General features: G+C 33.3%; 19 protein-coding genes. 16 read left to right on the top strand and 3 right to left on the bottom strand.

Annotated features, from left to right (window positions below):
• Positions 1-23: 23 nt before the first annotated feature.
• Both CBP76_RS03445 and CBP76_RS03440 read right to left on the bottom strand, forming a co-directional pair.
• Positions 24-1,610, bottom strand: coding sequence for an L-lactate permease (locus CBP76_RS03445; RefSeq protein ID WP_102195544.1), 1,587 nt, complete (start codon positions 1,608-1,610; stop codon positions 24-26).
• 95 nt (positions 1,611-1,705) lie between these two features.
• Positions 1,706-1,969 (bottom strand): hypothetical protein, encoded by a 264-nt coding sequence (locus CBP76_RS03440; protein WP_102195543.1) that lies wholly within the window; start codon positions 1,967-1,969, stop codon positions 1,706-1,708.
• A 102-nt stretch (positions 1,970-2,071) separates the two neighbouring features.
• Here CBP76_RS03440 and CBP76_RS03435 point away from each other — a divergent pair, with 102 nt between their 5' ends.
• Positions 2,072-2,566 (top strand): acyl-CoA thioesterase, encoded by a 495-nt coding sequence (locus tag CBP76_RS03435; protein WP_102195542.1) that lies wholly within the window; start codon positions 2,072-2,074, stop codon positions 2,564-2,566.
• Positions 2,567-2,668: 102 nt separating this feature from the next.
• On the opposite strand, the gene CBP76_RS03430 is transcribed toward CBP76_RS03435, so the two are convergent.
• Complete coding sequence (locus tag CBP76_RS03430) at positions 2,669-3,208, bottom strand: hypothetical protein (RefSeq protein WP_102195541.1); 540 nt, start codon at positions 3,206-3,208, stop codon at positions 2,669-2,671.
• A 165-nt stretch (positions 3,209-3,373) separates the two neighbouring features.
• On the opposite strand from CBP76_RS03430, the gene CBP76_RS03425 reads away from it, so the two are divergent.
• The 15 genes from CBP76_RS03425 to CBP76_RS03360 all read left to right on the top strand — a co-directional run bounded on the left by CBP76_RS03425 (position 3,374) and on the right by CBP76_RS03360 (position 19,385).
• On the top strand, positions 3,374-4,879 hold the full coding sequence (locus CBP76_RS03425) for a YfcC family protein (protein WP_102195540.1): 1,506 nt from the start codon (positions 3,374-3,376) through the stop codon (positions 4,877-4,879).
• 30 nt (positions 4,880-4,909) lie between these two features.
• Positions 4,910-6,244, top strand: a complete 1,335-nt coding sequence (locus tag CBP76_RS03420) for a M20 family metallopeptidase (RefSeq protein ID WP_102195539.1) — start codon at positions 4,910-4,912, stop codon at positions 6,242-6,244.
• A gap of 306 nt (positions 6,245-6,550) precedes the next feature.
• Complete coding sequence (aroA, locus tag CBP76_RS03415; protein WP_102195538.1) at positions 6,551-7,855, top strand: 3-phosphoshikimate 1-carboxyvinyltransferase; 1,305 nt, start codon at positions 6,551-6,553, stop codon at positions 7,853-7,855.
• A gap of 81 nt (positions 7,856-7,936) precedes the next feature.
• Positions 7,937-8,752 (top strand): Cof-type HAD-IIB family hydrolase, encoded by an 816-nt coding sequence (locus CBP76_RS03410; RefSeq protein WP_102195537.1) that lies wholly within the window; start codon positions 7,937-7,939, stop codon positions 8,750-8,752.
• A 258-nt stretch (positions 8,753-9,010) separates the two neighbouring features.
• Complete coding sequence (locus CBP76_RS03405) at positions 9,011-9,319, top strand: PTS sugar transporter subunit IIB (protein WP_102195536.1); 309 nt, start codon at positions 9,011-9,013, stop codon at positions 9,317-9,319.
• A 95-nt stretch (positions 9,320-9,414) separates the two neighbouring features.
• Positions 9,415-9,750 carry a PTS lactose/cellobiose transporter subunit IIA gene (locus tag CBP76_RS03400; RefSeq protein ID WP_102195535.1) on the top strand — a complete coding sequence of 112 codons (336 nt, stop codon included), beginning with the start codon at positions 9,415-9,417 and terminating at the stop codon, positions 9,748-9,750.
• 5 nt (positions 9,751-9,755) lie between these two features.
• Positions 9,756-11,201, top strand: coding sequence for a 6-phospho-beta-glucosidase (locus tag CBP76_RS03395; RefSeq protein WP_102195534.1), 1,446 nt, complete (start codon positions 9,756-9,758; stop codon positions 11,199-11,201).
• 30 nt (positions 11,202-11,231) lie between these two features.
• Positions 11,232-12,686 carry a 6-phospho-beta-glucosidase gene (locus CBP76_RS03390; RefSeq protein ID WP_102195533.1) on the top strand — a complete coding sequence of 485 codons (1,455 nt, stop codon included), beginning with the start codon at positions 11,232-11,234 and terminating at the stop codon, positions 12,684-12,686.
• Between the two features lie 138 nt (positions 12,687-12,824).
• Positions 12,825-13,598 (top strand): MurR/RpiR family transcriptional regulator, encoded by a 774-nt coding sequence (locus tag CBP76_RS03385; protein WP_102195532.1) that lies wholly within the window; start codon positions 12,825-12,827, stop codon positions 13,596-13,598.
• Positions 13,599-13,737: 139 nt separating this feature from the next.
• Complete coding sequence (gene celB, locus CBP76_RS03380; RefSeq protein WP_102195531.1) at positions 13,738-15,042, top strand: PTS cellobiose transporter subunit IIC; 1,305 nt, start codon at positions 13,738-13,740, stop codon at positions 15,040-15,042.
• 26 nt (positions 15,043-15,068) lie between these two features.
• Entirely contained in the window at positions 15,069-16,154 is a 1,086-nt protein-coding gene (locus tag CBP76_RS03375) for a DUF871 domain-containing protein (RefSeq protein WP_102195530.1), read from the top strand.
• A gap of 54 nt (positions 16,155-16,208) precedes the next feature.
• On the top strand, positions 16,209-17,372 hold the full coding sequence (locus tag CBP76_RS03370; protein ID WP_102195529.1) for a GNAT family N-acetyltransferase: 1,164 nt from the start codon (positions 16,209-16,211) through the stop codon (positions 17,370-17,372).
• Positions 17,373-17,976: 604 nt separating this feature from the next.
• A complete protein-coding gene (locus tag CBP76_RS13605; RefSeq protein WP_166667162.1) occupies positions 17,977-18,171 on the top strand; it encodes a GGDEF domain-containing protein in 195 nt (64 codons plus the stop codon).
• A gap of 86 nt (positions 18,172-18,257) precedes the next feature.
• The gene (locus CBP76_RS13540; protein ID WP_342746070.1) at positions 18,258-18,620 is read left to right on the top strand and encodes a hypothetical protein; all 363 of its coding nucleotides are present in this window, start codon (positions 18,258-18,260) and stop codon (positions 18,618-18,620) included.
• An 18-nt stretch (positions 18,621-18,638) separates the two neighbouring features.
• Entirely contained in the window at positions 18,639-19,385 is a 747-nt protein-coding gene (locus CBP76_RS03360) for a GGDEF domain-containing protein (RefSeq protein ID WP_342746069.1), read from the top strand.
• Positions 19,386-19,464 lie beyond the last annotated feature (79 nt).

The raw sequence follows: 19,464 nt of genomic DNA, 5'->3' as shown, positions 1-19,464 counted from the left end.
TGATTGTTAATCAGACTTTTTGTTTAAATAAATAATGTAAAAATAAATCCAATAATTCCGACTAATAAACCATAGATCAAAGCTGGAACAACGGTTTTTCTTAAAATGTTTCCCTCCTGACCTGATAGACCGACTACTGAACTAACGGAAACGATATTATGAACACAGATCATATTACCGGCTGCAGCACCAATTAGTTGAGATGCTAGTACGAGTTCTTTACCAACACCAGCTTTGGTAGCAATATCCGCTTGAATTTGTCCAAAAGTTAATGTAGAAACTGTTGTGCTACCGGTTACGAATGATCCTAATTGTCCTAAGAATGGAGCAATGATAATCCAAATAGAAGAAAGATACTTAGAAATTATTTTAGCAATATACATCGGCATACTTGGTAAGTTGGCTGTGTTTAATTCGGAATTAGTAAAGATTTGTACCATGATCAATGTAACCATCAGTGCCAAGGCGGTTGATCGCATTGATAATACGACCCTTTTCGCATTAGGTAAGAAACTTTTTAAGGATTTTACTTGGATTAATAAACCTATTAAGACTGCTATCGTTAAAAGTGTTCCTGGTGAATAGAGAAATTCCCAGTCAGAGTTGATTTGATTAAATCCTAAAATATTTTTCCAAGAGAAGTTAATATTAGTAGTTAAAAATTCTTTTAAAGGTGCGATTGTTCGTGTTGCTAGTAACATTAGAATGACAACAATATATGGTGACCAAGCAGTTAATAAAGACATTTTATTATCCGTGTTGACTGTTTGTGTCGATGTTGACCAGGGATCATTGAAAACTGATTTGGGTAAAAATATTTTGAACTTAATTGAAACAATGGCAATGATAATTGTGGCAAATGGAGCAAGAATTGAAACAAATTCATAACCAATGCTAAATGATACTAATAAAGCTAAAAGACTATATACAATACCAATAAATAGAGCCCAAGGAACTAAAACTAAAAAATCTTTTAGATGATTTGTGTCTTTTTTACCAAATAAAAAGGTAAGCATGAAGATCAATATTAAAGGCATGAAAGTTCCAGCAAACAAGTCTAGCTGAGTGATATGTTGGCCGATTATATTAAGAAAATCGGTTTTTTCGCTAACATTACTAAGCCCGACAGTAAGAGGTGTACCAACGGCCCCAAATGAGGCTGGTGTAGAATCAGCTACAAGTGCTAATGTTACAGCAGCCATAGGAGTAAATCCTAAGGCTATCATCAGGGGAGCAGTTACCATAGCGGGTGTTCCAAAACCAGAAACTCCTTCAATGAGTCCACCGAATAAAAAGGCTACCAATAGAACTTGTAGTCTCATATCAGCTGAAATAGTATGGAATCCAGCGTTGATACGTTCAATAGCGCCAGTATGTTGCAAAATATTAAGCATCATTAAAGCACCGAATAATATCCAAAGAATTGGCAATGATTTATGAATAGATTGTAAGATTGATGCTAAAAGAACCCTGGTTGGCATTTTCCAAATAAAATAACCTTCCAGTAAAACAATAAATGCACTAATCGACATTCCCTTATTAGCTGGCATGTTGAGAATACCTAATAATATAAGTGGCAGAATAACAGCAGATAGTGCAATTAAGATCATAAAGTAACTCCTTTTAAAGCAATTTTATACATTATATAATTTTTATCTTATCATTTTGGATGAATAAATTAAAAATAAATTATCTAAAATTGACACTATAACATTTTTAAAGGACCGCCGTCGATTCCTTTAGTAACAGTAACATCTTGGGGGTCGATTTGAGTATTATCAGTTAGTAGTTGAGTTAAATGCCTTTTGAAATCATCCTCTCGTAATTGTGATTTAAAATGCCAAGCAGTGTTGTCCCCATTGGATGAAAATTCACCAAGTTCATCTATTCCTGGAATTAATTTAGGATCGATGGTTTGTTTTGAATTTATATCTATAAAATAATTTGTATACCAAAGTTGAAATGCCATAATTTCCTCCAAAAGCTAGTTTCTTCTATCATAATATATTTTGATCAAAATTGATTGTTAAATAATCCTTATACAAGTTACAATTAGCTTGTGAGGTAAATTATGGAACAAAAGACATGTCAAGATACACGAACCGTTAGTGAAAGAATTATTTTTGATAAAGACTTAAATGATAAACAAACACTTTTTGGTGGTAAAACATTAAGTCTGTTAGATGAAAATGCTGGTTTGGCTAGTTTTAAATTAGTACATGCTAAGATTGCCACGGCTGGATATGACCATGTTAATTTCTGGCGTCCAATTACGACTGATAAATATATTAAATTGGAATCGTTTGTTACAGGAGTTTCCGGGAGACAAATTGAAGTTTTTACTAAAGTTATCAGTCATGATTTAAAAACAGATATTTCTGAGATTGCCTTTACTAGTTTTTGTACTTTGATGGTCTTACGGTCTACATCAGAGATAGAGATACCAGAAATAGTTGCAGAAACGGATGAAGAAAAATATCTTTGCAGTGGATTCGCTAATAGATTGTCGGAAAGAAAGAAAATCTTTTCACACAAAGACGAATTTATTAGCCATTTAACAATATAACCATTTAATAAACTAGCAAAAAAAGTATAAAAGATTAATTAAAAAAAGCGTTGATTCAATAACCATTTGGTTACAAGAGTCAACGTTTTTTATTAAATATCATTAAATTCTTTTGCCCAAAATGTCCAAAGCATTAGAAATTCTAAATAAGGTATTATGTGGATCATGTACTTGATCGAATGACAAATCCAAATTAACAGTATTTTTATTCAACTCTAGTTCAAGAAAAAATGGTTTTCTTAGCCAAGGAAAAACAGATTGTTTATCAGGTTTAATGGTTAAAATATCAGTTATGGAATATTTTTGATCTTGTGTTACAACTCTGACGCTTTTAATTTGCGAATAACTAATAAATTGAAACTCAACCTTATTAGGTGCAAATATCATTTTTAATTTATCACGATAAGAATTCATCTTGTAATAAGAGATTCCATGATTTTCTAGTTGCCAATGACCAAATAAAATTGGTAAATAACTTGGAAAATAGATAAAAGTAAGTAAGAATAAAACGATAAAAAATAACATTAAGGCTAAATTAATGTTAATAATTAACCCAAAACCACCGGCAAAAAAACTCAAGATGAAACTAACAAGTATTGGCCAATGGGTAAGTTGTTTGCCAAATTCTATCGTGTCAGGCATTCTAATGTCTCCTTTTTGAATCTAATAGTATTGTATTGCATTGTAACCGTTTACACAACTGCAGTGATAACTAAATTAATTTAAAATTATTTCAATGTAAGGCATTGTAATAGTTTATTTTATCGTATATTCTGAAACTATATTAAATAATAGGAGGATTGATTTATGGGAAAAAAGGCAAAAAAATGGCAAATGCCGTCTGCTTATACGATTTTATTTTTCCTAATAATTCTAGTTGCAATTTTGACTTGGATTATACCTGCCGGTCAGTATGCGACCACTAAAGCAGGAAATATTATAGCAGGTACTTACAAAGCCCGAACAAGCAGTCCTCAGGGAATTTGGGATGTATTTTTAGCTCCAATCAACGGTATGGTCGGTACTGATCAGACCGAAGGATCAATTTCTATTTCATTATTTATTCTGGTTATAGGTGGATTCTTAGGCGTTGTTAATAAAACCAAAGCCCTGGATGATGGTATTAGTGCGACCGTTCGGAAGTACGAAGGTAAAGAAAAACTTATGATCCCTATCTTAATGATTCTTTTTGCAATTGGTGGATCTACTTATGGAATGGGTGAAGAAACGATTGCTTTTTATCCAATTTTGATTCCGGTCATGATTGGTGTTGGTTTTGACTCTATTACAGCCATTTCGATTGCTTTGATTGGATCACAGGTTGGGTGCTTGGCTTCAACTGTTAATCCATTTGCAACAGGTGTTGCTTCACAAACGATTCATATTTCACCTGGTGATGGATTGATACCAAGATTTATTTTGTTAATAATTGTTACCGCTATTAGTATTTTTTATGTTATGCATTATGCAGATAAAATTAAGAAGGACCCTTCTAAGTCTTACGTTTTTGAACGCCGACAAAAAGATTTAGAAGAATTTACAATGACTGATAACAATCTTGATAAACAATTAACTGGTAAACAAAAAAGTGTTCTTTGGTTGTTTGCTTTGAGTTTTGTAATTATGATTGTCAGTTTAATTCCTTGGTCAAGTTTGAATTCTAGTTGGACATTTTTCGATGACTTTACTAAATGGATTACGCATGTTCCATTCTTAGGAGCATTGATTGGTAAAGATTTGGCACCGTTAGGAACATGGTATTTTACTGAAATAACGACCTTGTTCTTTATGATGTCAGTTGTAGTAATGTTTGTTTTTGGAATGTCAGAGTCAGATTATATTAATGCTTTCTTAGGCGGCATGAATGATTTCTTGAGTGTTGCTATTATTGTGGCCGTTGCGCGTGGTATTCAAGTTATTATGAATAATGGTTATATTACAGCGACTGTTCTACATATGGGTGAAACAGGTCTGCAACATTTATCAGCGGGTGTTTTCATCGTGTTGACATATATTTTCTATATTCCAATGTCATTCTTGATTCCATCAACATCGGGTCTAGCGGCCGCTACAATGGGTATTATGGGGCCACTTGGTAAGTTTTCAGGTGTTGATGGCTCATTAGTTATTACGGCTTATCAATCAGCTTCAGGGCTAGTAAATTTGGTTACTCCAACATCTGGAGTTGTTATGGGCGCTTTGGCTATTGGACATGTAGATATTGTTAAATGGTGGAAATATACATGGAAACTTGTGGCAATTTTGTTTGTAGTTGTTGCAGCGTTCTTGGTTGTTTGTTCGATGATTAAATAGTATTTCTTAAAATTTCTGGAGGGATTTACAATGGAAAAATTTATTACAGATGAAATTCAAGCAGAGGCTATTAAGGATCTCAGTGAACTAGTTGGAATTGCATCATTTAATGAACCTGCCGAAACTAATGCACCATTCGGAAAAGGTCCTAAAAAAGCACTCGATAAGGCAATGGAGTTGGTCCAAAAATTAGGTTTTAAAACTTATGAAGACCCTGATGGTTATTATGGATATGCGGATATTGGTGAGGGCGATGAGACCTTTGGAATTGTGGGACATTTAGATGAGGTTCCTGCTGGGAATTTGGAGGCATGGGACGTTGAACCTTATAAATTGACTGAAAAAGATGGCAAATTGTATGGACGTGGAACTCAAGATGATAAGGGTCCAACAATTTCAGCTATTTATGCTATTAAGGCAATTTTAGATAAGGGTTATAAGTTTAATAAAAAGATTCGTTTTATCTTTGGAACAGATGAGGAAATCCTTTGGAGATGTTTGGCAGAATACAATAAAAAGGAAGATCCAATTGATATGGGTATCGCTCCTGATGCTGAATTTCCATTGATTTATGCTGAGAAGGGACTTCAACAATCATATTTGACAGGTCCAGGCTCAACAGAATTAAACCTTGATTTGGAAAATGCTTTTAATGCAGTACCAGGTAAAGCCATTTACAATGGGCCTAAGCAAGCAGAGGTTTATGCTGCTTTACAAAAGCATGGTTTTGAATCTGATCAAAAAGATGGGGAAATTGAAGTACATGGTAAATCAGTTCACGCAATGAATGCACCGGAAGGAACTAATGCTGTAGTTAGATTAGGAATTGCTTTAGCTGATGTTTTCTCAGATATTAAAGTTTTACAATTCTTAAAATCATTTGGTGAAGATGCTAATGCAACAAACTTATTAGGTGATGTATCTGATGATGTTTCTGGTAAATTAACTTTTAATATTTCTAGTCTAAAGATCACTCCGGAAGGATCAAGAATGCAAATAGATATGAGAATTCCTGTTAAGATTGATCATGATAAATTAATTGATCAAGTTTCCGAGGCGGTTGAGAAATTTGATATGAAATATGAAAACTTTGATTATGTTGCACCATTATATGTTCCAACTGATAGTGAATTAGTTAAAACTTTGATGCAAACTTATCAAGATTTGACGGGAGATACAGAATCCAAACCAGCAATTTCTGGTGGTGCTACTTTCGCAAGAACTATGCATAATTGTGTAGCCTTTGGTGGAATGCTACCAACAACTCCTGATTTTATGCATCAAGCTAATGAAAATTGGAGTAAGGCAGATATGAGAAAGGCTATGGAAATCTTTGCTGAAGCTATTTATAGATTATGTGTTTAATGTTTCATAGAATAGGGCTAATGCCCTATTTTTTTGTCTTTATATTAATTTAGTTATTAGAAAATGAGACGTGTCTCTTTACAAAAATTGAATATCTGATCTAGCGGAGTATGAATAAGCAGTCTATGCCATAAGAACGGGATTTATAATTATCATTTTTAAACAAAAGCAAGAGGAATTTTAAAATTTTCGAGACTAATAATTTGTTTTATATTCGAAAATTAGGTAGCGTAGCAGTAAGAGTAACGTAAGATAACTTTTAATTATAAGTGAGCAGCTTATTAGAATATTTGAGGTGTAATAACAATGTTTGATTATAATACGCAACCATCTAAGTTTAAGTTTCAAGGTGAAATTATGGTACCAGGGGATAAGAGCATTGCTCATAGAGCAATTACTTTTGGTGCTTTGGCTAGTGGTGTTACTCAAATTAGTAATTTTACTTATGCTGATGATTTGGCTGTAACAGCAAAGGTTTTTAAACAATTAGGTGCTAGAATTCATACTGAGATTAGTAATAAAGATATGATTATTAAAGGTGTAGGGCATAAGTTAAAAGAAAGTGATAAGCCACTCAATATTGAAAACGTTGGTACTTTGGAAAGCCTGTTATTTGGTGTTTTGGCTAGCAGTACAAATAGTTATCAGGTTGTTGGTGGTGACTATTTAAGTAATCGTCCTGTTGATCGGCAAATAAATTTGTTGAGTAGAATGGGAGTTAAGTATCAATCTAAGACAGATCAATCTTTACCAATATCGATAACTGGTAGCGATAACTTGAAGGGCATTACATATCATCAAGATATTTCTAGCGCACAGATAAAAAGTAGTCTAGTTTTGGCGGGGATATATGCTAAATCAGATACAACAATTATAAGAAAATTGCCAACAAGAAATCATACCGAACTTCTAGCTAATTATTTTGGAGCCAATATTGACGTTAATCCTGATATTATTGTTATCAAGCATGGATATAGTGATTTGACCGGACAGGATTTAACCATTCCTGGTGATTTTTCATCAGCTGCCGCTTACATTGTCGGAGGATTATTGTCACACGGTAGTAAGTTAATTTTACCAATGGTAGGATTAAATTCCACTAGGATTGGACTCTTAAATGTTGCTAAACAAATGGGGGCAAATATTTTTATTGACAATAAATCAACTAAAAATATAGAACCGTTTGGTGATTTGATTGTTAAATCACAAAAGTTGCATGGAACGACAATTACTGCTAAACAGGTACCATTTATTATAGATGAAATACCTCTTATCGCCCTAATGGCCTCACAAGCCAGTGGTGAAACGATCATCGAAGGAATTCATGATGTTCATTTGCAACTAAGCGATCGTATTAGAAATATGCGGGTGGAGTTGGCTAAATTAGGAATTATTATGGATGTTAATGATGATACGATAATTATTAAAGGTAATCAAAGAATTATTGTTAAAGATGATGTAGACAGCCATAATGATCATCGAATAGCAATGATGTTATGCATTGCTTCCATTTTAACAACCTCACCATTTAAAATAAAAAATATTGAAGCAATAGATATTTCATATCCAGGATTCATCGCCGATTTGAATAAAGTCCTTGTCACTAAGTAATTGTGAAAAGGGCTTCTTTTTTATTAAACAGTGTCGTATGATAGGTTATAAATCGTATCAATGTAAGGGGTTACTTAATTAATGATTGAATTTATTGGAACTGACCTAGATGGAACGTTACTGAATAGTTACAGTAAAATATCATCCAAGAATATCCAAGCGATTCGTAAAGCGGTCAATTCTGGGAAGACTTTTGCTATTTGTTCGGGGAGAACTTTGCATTCAGTAAATAAGTTTTTTGAAAAAGATTTAAAGGTGCCAGGTTATCGAATTGTTTTGAATGGAGCCGTGGTGGTCAATCCTAAAGGGGAAAGGATTATTGATCGACCATTAGACCAGAAGGTTATTGCTGAGATATTAAAGCGGACTGAATTTAACAAATTTAAGGTAATGTTGGATGGCCTAAATGATGTTCATATTTATGATCCTAATCGTAGTCTGACAACATATTTTGAGGGTATCAGTCGACACCATATTAGAGCATCTTCGATGGATGATTTAATTAAAATAAATAATGAAAAAAACTTTGATATTTATAAAGTCTGTTTTAGTTGTCCGCCAGCAATGTTAACTGAGTTACAAAAAAAATTGGAATCATTTACTTCTTTACCAATAACAATTAGTCGTTCAGGAAACTATTATTTTGAAATTAATGGTCAAGATGTAACAAAATTGTCAGCATTGCAAAGAATTTCTGAATACGAGAAGATACCAATGACTAACTTTATGTGTTTTGGTGACTATGGCAATGATCTAGATATGATCAAAGAAGTTGGTTATGGAGTTGCTATGGCTAATGCAATTGAGAGCGTGAAAGATGTTGCTTGGAAAATTACGACAACTAATAATCAAGATGGTGTTGCTAAAATAATAGAGGAAACTTTAGAGAAAGAATAATAAATTACTCAGCTTTCAACTAGTAAAACAAGTTGGAAGCTTTTTTTATTTATAGTATATTGAGAAATTTGTTTCATAGTAATAAACAACTATAAGTAAATTTTAGATGAAGCACGATTAATATTTGTTTTTTATCAAAAACATCTTGATAAAATCTACAAGACGTTATACAATCTAATTGTTCTATGAAAGCGTTTTTAGTAAACGTTTTAAATAAAAAACAAATATACAATTTTAAACCAAGAGGGGTATTCGATTATGGCCGAAAAAACAATCATGTTATGTTGTGCAGCAGGTATGTCAACAAGTTTACTAGTATCAAAAATGCAAAAGGCTGCTGAAAGTGATGGCATTGACGCAGAAATCTTTGCTGCCGCTGCTGCGGATGCAGATGCAAAGCTAGAAGAAAAACATCCAGATGTATTGATGCTTGGACCTCAAGTTAGATATCTAGAGGGTCAATTCAAGGATAAGCTAAGTATTCCTGTTGAAGTAATCAACATGCAAGACTATGGAATGATGAATGGTGAAAAAGTTTTACGTGAAGCCGTGAAACTTATCGGTTAATCATTAATAAATAGAAGACCAAAAGGGGCGCACATTAGCACCCCTTTAGTTATTTAAAAATAAAGTAAGCGCTTTAAATTGAGGAGAATATTAAAATGGCTGAAGAACAACATGACGAAGAACTAGAAACAATAATGGGATTGATCATCAATGGAGGAAACGCTAAAAGTTCAGCTTTTGAAGCAATCAATGCTGCAAAAAAAGGACAATTTACTGTTGCCGAACAAAAGTTAAAGGAATCAGATCAATTTTTAGTTGATGCACATAATTCACAAACAGATATGTTAACTAAAGAAGCTAATGGTGAACATGCGAAAGTTTCACTTTTGATGGTTCACTCACAAGATCATATTATGAATGCTATTACTTTTAGAGATCTAGCCGGAGAAATTGTTGATTTATATAAGAGACTTGATAAAGAGGGAGAATAAAATTAATGAGTGAAGGAATTCAAATGCCCAAAGGTTTTCTTTGGGGTGGAGCAGTGGCTGCCCATCAACTTGAAGGCGCATGGGATGTTGATGGCAAGGGCGTAAGTATTGCTGATGTCATGACAGCCGGAGCCAAAGATGTTGCAAGAAAGGTTACTGATGGCGTCAAGGATGGAGAGATTTATCCTAACCATTGGGGGAATGATTTCTATCACAAATATCCTGAAGATATCAAGTTGTTTGCTGAATTAGGTTTGAAGTGTTTTAGAACATCAATTGCTTGGACAAGAATTTTTCCAAATGGTGATGAAAAAGAACCCAATGAAGCTGGCTTGAAATTTTATGATGACATGTTTGATGAATGTCTTAAGTATGGTATTCAACCGGTAATTACCTTGTCACACTTTGAAATGCCATATCATTTAGTTAAAGAGTATGGCGGTTGGAGCAACCGCAAATTAATTGAGTTTTTTGATAGATTTGCCACTGTATGTTTCAAACGTTACAAAGACAAAGTTAAGTATTGGATGACATTCAATGAGATAAATAATCAAACTGATTGGCGTGATTCGCATCCATTATTACAGGATTCAGGTTTAAAGCTGAATAAAGATGACAATTGGGAAAAAGAAATGTTCCAGGCTGCACATTATGAGTTTGTAGCTAGTGCCAATGCAGTCAAAATTGCACATGAAATTGATCCCAGCTTAAAAGTTGGCTCAATGATTGCCATGTGTCCAGTTTATCCATTGACCTCAAATCCTGCTGACATCATGAAAGCAGAACGTGCTATGCAATATCGTTATTATTTTGGTGATGTTCAAGCATTGGGATTTTATCCTGAATGGATTGAGAAGTATTGGGCTCGTAAGAATTATAATTTGGACATTACAGCTAGTGATGTAGCCGCTTTAAAAGCAGGAACTGTTGATTATGTTGGCTTTAGTTACTATATGTCATTTACAACTAAAGCTCATGAGGGTGAAACTCATTTTGACTATGATGAACATAATGATCTTGTTTCTAATCCATATGTTGAAAAATCAGACTGGGGCTGGCAAATTGATCCAATTGGATTGCGTTATGCAATGAATTGGATGACAACACGTTGGCATAAACCATTGTTTATTGTTGAAAATGGTTTTGGTGCATATGATAAATTAGAAGATGACGGTAGTATTCACGATCCTTATAGAATTTCTTATTTCCATGATCATATCTTACAAATGGAAAAGGCTGTTAAAGAGGATGGCGTTAATTTGATCGGATATACACCTTGGGGACATATTGATTTGGTCTCTGCAAGTACTGGTGAAATGAAGAAACGTTATGGAATGATTTATGTTGATGAAGATGACGAAGGAAAAGGAAGTTTGAATCGTTATAAGAAAGATTCCTTTGCTTGGTACCAAAAGGTTATTGCTTCTAATGGAGCAGATCTATCTGAATAAGACATATAAAGAAAAAGAGAGGCTTTTTATATGACTGAAACAACAAAAAGTGGTTTAAGAAAAGATTTCCTTTGGGGTGGAGCTGTCGCAGCTAACCAACTTGAAGGTGCATGGAATGTTGATGGCAAGGGTGTCAGTGTATCTGATATTATGACGGCTGGAGCATATCAAAAACCACGTGAGATTACTGATGGTATTATTGCTGGTAAGAATTATCCTAATCATGAGGCTATTGATTTCTACCATCAATATAAAGGTGATATCAAGTTATTTGCTGAAATGGGTTTTAAGTGTTTTAGGACATCAATTGCTTGGACAAGAATTTTCCCAAATGGTGATGAAAAAGAACCCAATGAAGCTGGCTTGAAATTCTATGATGATATGTTTGATGAATGTCTTAAATATGGTATTGAACCAGTAATTACCTTGTCACATTTTGAAATGCCATATCATTTAGTTGAAGAATATGGTGGTTGGAGAAATCGTAAGGTTATTGATTTCTTCGTTAAATTTGCAACTGTTTGTTTTAAGCGCTATAAGAACAAGGTTAAGTATTGGATGACCTTTAATGAGATTAATAACCAGACTACTTATACTAATGATTTTTCAATTGCTACTGATTCAGGTTTGATTTTTAGAAATAACGAATCAGAGGCAGAGCGTGAAGCATTGATGTACCAAGCTTCACACTATGAGGTTGTTGCCAGTGCTTTGGCAGTAAAGATTGGTCACAAGATCAATCCTGATTTTGAAATTGGAAATATGGTCAACTTTACTCCAGTTTATCCTGCTTCATCAGATCCTCGTGATATTCTTTTAGCTGAAAAGGCTATGCAAAGGCGTTATTGGTGGTCAGATGTACAAGCACTTGGAGAGTATCCAGTTGGAATGGAAGCTTATTTCAAGAATCATGATTTAAGACCGGATATTACTGAAGAAGATCGCGTCGTTTTACGTGAAGGAACAGTCGATTATGTCGGATTCAGTTATTATAATTCCATGACAGTTAAATATAGTGATGATAACCCTGAATTCAAATTTGTCGGTGATCGTGAAACTGTTAAGAATCCTAATTTGAAATATAATGATTGGGGTTGGCCAGTTGATCCAATTGGATTACGTTACTCAATGAATTGGTTAACTGAACATTATCACAAACCGCTCATGATCGTTGAAAATGGTTTTGGTGCTTATGATAAAGTCGAATCTGATGGCATTCATGATGATTATCGTGTTGATTATCTACGTGCTCATGTAAAGCAAATGATAACAGCGGTTAATGAAGATGGAGTTGATCTTCTCGGATATACACCTTGGGGATGTATTGACTTAGTTTCTGCTGGAACAGGGCAAATGTCTAAACGTTACGGTTTCATTTATGTTGATAAAGATGATGAAGGTAACGGAACACTTGAACGTTCAAAGAAAGACTCATTCTACTGGTATCAAAAAGTAATCCGTTCAAACGGATCAGAATTAGACTGAATCTATTAAAATAAGCTGAGACAAAACCATATTAGTTTGTCTCAGCTTATTTGTTTTATAGAGTATGTTACTTGTTACATGTATAATTACAGTTATATTTACTAAAAATGATATAGACCAGTAAAAGGAGGTAAGATAATGTTTCCATATCAAAAAGTACATGAACTTAATCGTTTAGAACTAATAGTTTATAAGTATATTATTGGACATACAAAAGAAGTTCAGAATATGACCATCAGAGAAATGGCTGATGCCGCTCATGTTTCGACTACAACCATTTTAAGATTCTTGAAAAAGATGGATTATAGTGGCTTTTCAGAATTTAAATTTGCGCTGAAACAAAGTTTGAAGCAACCAGTCAAATCTCAACAAGATCCTAGTATGGAACCAATAAAGAATTTCTTTCAGTTGGTTGCTGATGAGGAACCCTTCGATAATAAAATCAATCAGGCAGCGGATATGATTAATGCATCAGACTTAGTATTATTCTTTGGAGTCGGTAACAGCGGTCGCATCGCCCAATACGGTGCTAGTATTCTTTCTAGTTATGGAATTTATTCTCTGCCCATAATAGATCCATTTCAACCAGAACCATTCTCAGATCGAGATTTTTCAAAAACGCTGTTAATATTGGTTTCTGTTTCAGGAGAGACGGATCAGGTATTGGAACAAGCAAGATACTATAAAAAGAATGGCGCAGAGACAATTGCATTGACGGCTAATTCATATTCAGTCTTGAATCAGATAACTGATTTTTCGATTTCTTATGATACACCGCAAAATCGTAAGGGACATATCAATGTCACAACTCAGGTTCCTATAGTATATACGTTAGAACAAGTTGCCAATTGTGCCTATCATAAGATGGTAGACCAAATAGATAATAGATTCACGGAACATGTTACGGATTAGTAACATGTTTTTTATTTGATAACTTATTATTTTATTAAGGAAAACCTACATATCCTAATGAAAAGGGTTACAATAGTTCTTGTAAGCGGATAACAAGTGTTTCTGCTTGGTAACAAATTTTATTGAGGGGGTTTTGCATATGGCTGAAAAGAAATCTGGCAGCTTTGTCCAGGATAAACTTATTCCTATCGCTGGCAAGCTTGCTTCTTCTCGTCATTTGATTGCATTGCGTGATGGTATGACATTAGCCGTTCCAATGATTATTATTGGTTCAATCTTCATGATCATCGCACAATTTCCAATTCAAGCCTATCTAGATTTTATGGCTAGTATCTTCGGCAAAAATTGGGCAACAGTATTACAATATCCAACTAACGCTTCATTCCATATCATGGGTTTGATTGCTGTTATTGGTATTTCCTTTAACTTAGCTAAGAGTTATAAGGTTGATCCTATCTCTGCTGCAATTGTTTCATTAGGTGCTTTTGTCCTAACGATTCCATTGAAGACAGATAAAGCTGGCGCATTGTGGATTCCATTGACACAATTTGATTCAGCTGGTTTATTTACAGCTATTATTGTCGGTCTATTTATTACCGATCTTTATGTTTGGATGGTTCATAAGAACTGGACAATTAAGATGCCTGATACAGTTCCACCTGCAGTAAGTAACTCATTTGCTGCATTATTCCCAGGTCTTTTGATTTTACTACTTGTTTGGGTAATTCGTTTGGGTGTTGAAGCAACACCAATGCAAAGTATTCCAAATATTATTTCCTTCTTCTTGGCTGATCCACTAGGTCATTTGAGTAACACATTGCCAGGTGCTTTGGTTGCTGAATTCCTTGTTTCATTCCTATGGTTATTCGGTATTCACGGTGCTAACGTTGTTTCAGGTGTTATGATGCCAATCTGGTTAACAGCTTTGAACCAAAACCACGCAGCATTTACTGCTGGTAAAGCTTTACCAAACATTGTTACAACATCATTCTTTGATAACTTTGTTCACATGGGTGGTTCTGGTGCCACAATTGGTTTGGCTATGTTATTAGCTTTTGCCGCTAAGAGTAAGGAACTTAAGACATTAGGTAAACTTGTTGCTGGTCCTGCCTTGTTCAACATCAATGAACCTATCGTCTTTGGTTTACCAATTGTTATGAACTACAAAATGGCTGTTCCATTTATTCTAACTCCACTTGTTAACGTAACAACTACATATATTGCTATGGCTACTAATTTAGTTGCAAGACCAATGGGTGTTTATATTCCATGGACAACTCCACCAATCCTATCAGGATTTATTGCAACTGGTCATATTTCAGGTTCTGTAATGCAAATTATCAATATTGTACTTGATACATTAATTTACTTCTACTTCTTCAAGTCAATGGATAGAGATAAGTTAGCTGAAGAACTTGGACAAGCAAAAGAGGCTGCTAAATAAGATTAAATAATTTCGGAGGTCATGTTTTGAGAAGACTTGGATTATCATTATATCCAGAACATTCAACAATAGAAGAAGATAAGAAGTATCTTGATACGGCAAGCAAACTTGGTTATTCACGAATATTTGCTTCATTACTTGAACTAGGTGATGATAAGGATAAAACTATCAATCGTTTTAAAGAAACAATTTCTTATGGAAATAAGTTAGGTTTTGTTACGATTGTTGATATGAATCCAAGACTGTTTAAAGCATTGGGTATTAGTTATGATGATTTGTCATTTTTCCATGATTTGGGAGCAGCTGGAATTAGATTAGATGAAGGCTTTTCAGGTATGGAAGAGGCTAAAATGACTCGCAATCCGTATGGGTTGAAAATTGAAATAAATATGAGTTCAGGTACACATTATTTGGACAATATTATTTCATATCATCCTGATACAAACAATCTTCTCGGGTGTCATAATTTTTATCCTCAAAGATATACTGGATTAGGTGAAGAATTCTTTACTAAATGGTCAAATTTCTTTAAAGAAAGAAACATTCACTCTGCCGCTTTTGTTAGTTCGCATAGTGCCAAATTTGGTCCATGGCCCGTTCAAGACGGTTTACCAACACTTGAAGATGATCGTGATTTACCAATTGATACACAAGTTAAGCATTTACTATTAAGTGGTGTAATTGATGATGTGATTATTGGTAACACTTATGCTTCAGATGAAGAATTAAAAGAGGCTGCAGATGCTTTTTATTCATCATATCCAGTTTTGAAGGTAGATTTTTCTTCGAATGTAACTGATCTCGAAAAAGAAGTTATTTTGAAGTCTACCCATGTATACCGCGGAGATGCGTCTGATTACTTGTTACGTAGTACCATGACAAGAGTTCATTATCGCAATGGGGACTTTCCCGCCCATGATACACAAGATATCAAACGTGGCGATATAATTATTGTTAATGAGAATTACGGCCAATATAAAGGTGAAACTCAGATTGCACTTCGAGATATTAAGAATGATGGTCGTCGTAATGTAATAGGACACTTAAATTCTAATGAGGCTTTCTTATTGAATTACATTGAGCCTTGGAGTAGCTTTAAATTAGCAGAATAAAATAAAAGAAATACTATTCTCAATTGAATAGTATTTTTTTATAGGGAGATAGGCATGAATAGATATTTATTAACCGAAGATAAATTTGAAAAGTTTTATGATTTGTACCTGTATTCGTTTAATCGGCAAGATTCTGAACATCGAAAAAACGTTTTTAAAGAAAGATATGACCATTCTTTATCATATGGGATTATGAATGGCTCGAAATTAGGTAGTGGTTTATTCAGTATTCCGTTTGATGTTGAATTTCATGGTGTCAATTTTAAAATGAATGGTATTGGCGATGTAATGAGCGCTCCAGAGTTTGGAGGGCAAGGCGGTGCTAGTACATTGATGAATAATGCATTAGAAGACATGTATCAGAATCAAGTTACATTGTCATATTTAGCACCATTTTCGTTTGGTTATTATCGTCAATTTGGTTATGAACAGGTATTTGACCACACTCAGATAACTATCAATAATGATAATCTTCCTAAGGTAAAGAGTAGTTCACATGGATATGTAGAACGTTTGAATATTAGAGACACTCCTGATAGTGTTAAAGTTTTATATTCTAAACAGCCACATATGGGAGGTTTAAACCGTGCCCAATGGTGGTGGGATCACATGTTGGATAAACATCAGGACTATAAAATTGCTTTAGCATATGATGATGGTAATGAATTAATAGGTTATTTAATTTATTATCATCAGGGAGAGACTTTCTTTATTCAAGAATGGGTTAATACAAATATATTAAGTCGTCAAATTCTTTCAAAGTTTATTACTAAACATCAATCAATTTTTCAAAAGTTTGTTTATGAGTCACCTGACCCTGATTTTAAAGCAGACCTATTTGAAAATCCAAGAATCGCTTCATTAAAGGTAGTTCCTTATATGATGGCTAGGATAGTCAATTTAAAAGACTTTATTGAAAGGTATCCCATTCAAAAAGATAATATGAAAAGAATATGTTTTAAAGTTGAAGATACACTTGAATATAATGATCATATTTGGTCTTTAAGAATTAACAATGGGGTAGTGGACTTACAAATTACGGATGATTTTAAGGCGGATTTTACATTAACTATTCAAACCTTAACTAAGGCAATGTTTGGTTATCGCAATTTAAATTCTCTATTCGAAAGTGGATATATTGAAGGTGATTTTGATAAAGTCAATAAATTAAATGATATTTTTGTATATGATAAACCGCAGTTGATTGATTATTTCTAAGAAATTATACAAAGTATTTTAAATAAAAATATAGGAAGTTGACATTTATTTAAATAAACGTCTAAAATTAAATAATGTAAAATAAATTCTTTTATAATGAATTTTAATTGATAAGATGGAGGCATAGTCACTTTGACATGGTAGGTTTGGCGAATAACGCCAATTATTACAAGTGTATTTTTTGTCTTAGGTGTTTTCACCCTCTATCAAGTCTTGTTTGACTGGATTAAATCAATTTTAGATACTAACAAAATTCAACTTAATGAAAATGCATTGAATTCTTGGCTCGGCGTGCTTTATATGTTGATTTTTATTTTTGGAATGCAATCGACAATTGTAGGAAAATTTATTTCTTGGGAATTTATGAACTTTATCGTTATAGCGTTAATATTTTGTGCTTATTTTCTTAATATTCATATCCCGTATTACTTTTTTATTCCTATTGTTTTGATCTATATGATTTTTAATGTATCAATCACTTATTGGCAATCTTGGTTACATGCGGCTAGTATCATCTTTACGTATTGGCCCTTTAATTATATTCGAACGATGAGAAGTAAGAGACATCAATTTATTAATTATATGATTGTCGACAACTGAACCTATGGTCAAAGAAATATTTGCATCTTTAAATAATTTAAATATTGATGTTGGCGAAAATAGTATTAATATTAGTGTGTCAATAGGAGTTTCAACTGTATCTAAAAGAGACCTAGAACCAGACGATTTTTATAATCGTGTTGATAGAAATCTTTACCATTCAAAAGAAAATGGTCGCATACAGATAACGGCTAAATAATATATTTTTTGAATTTTTTACATTGAATTTTAAAAACAATAGTATTGCTGTTTTTAAATATATTTTCAGCAGGAGGTCTGTAGTTATTGACATGGAGTGTATGGCGTGTATCGCCGTTTATTACTAGTATTTTCTTTCTTTTAGGTGTATTTACACTTTATCAGGTTGTGTATGATGGATTGAAAACATTTTTACATACTAAAAAAATTGAAATTGATGATGATCTTTTGAATTCCTGGTTTGGCGTAATTTATATGATGGTTTTTATCATTAGTATGCAGGCCACTTTAACCGGAACTCCGATTTCTTGGCAATTCGTGAACTTTCAATTGATAGCTTTGATTTTTTGTGCATATTTTTTGAATATTCGTGTAAAATATTATTATTTTATTCCTATAGTAATAGCCTATATGATTTTTAATGGTTCTATTGGCTATTGGGAGTCATAGTGTCATGGAATAACATTGATGTTTTTCTATCAAACAATGAATTACTATCGAAGACATCAAAAGAATAATCGACTATTTATTTATTATGTGTTTTTAGGAGCCATTTTTGCTTTGTTCCTTTGGTTGTTTATGAAGATTAAATTTTCGTTATCGTGGATGGTTTATTGGCAAGAATGGTCTTACTTTATTGTATTTGAAACGTTACTCTATAGTTATGTAACGATGATTTTACGGGAAAATGAATTGAAATTGAGGCTCTTAGAATTTGCTAATCATGATGCTTTGACTAAGGCTCAAAACTTTGCTGCATATACATCAGAGATTAAGCATTTATTTGATACTTATCGTGATAATAATTTAAATCTTTCAATGATGATGTTTGATATTGATCATTTTAAAGAAGTTAATGATACATATGGTCATTTGGCAGGGGATAAAATTCTTAAACATACCGTAGATGTTGTTCAAACGATAATTAATGAGAATGATCCTAAAATTAAATTGTACCGAACAGGTGGAGAGGAATTTAATGTCTTGTTTCCAGATTATGATTTGAATGCGGCCAAAGTTATTGTTAATCAAATATTCTCTGCCATTAATCATCTGGGTATTGATATTAATGGAAAGAAAATTTACATCTCAATATCCGTTGGTTTGTCGGCTATTTCAAATGATGATGTTTTACCAAATGATTTTTATAATCGAGTTGACAATCGCTTATATCATTCTAAAAGAAATGGACGTATGCAGATTACTGCTGAATAGGGTTAATTAAGTTTATGATTTTTAGATAATGAAAAAGTTCGATTTAGTAACTATTTTAATAGCTACTAAATCGAACTTT

This window comes from Companilactobacillus nuruki (assembly GCF_002872255.1).
GTDB classification, from domain to species: Bacteria; Bacillota; Bacilli; order Lactobacillales; family Lactobacillaceae; genus Companilactobacillus; species Companilactobacillus nuruki.
Note: the sequence above shows the minus strand (reverse complement) of the source record. Positions and strands in the feature narration are given on the sequence as shown.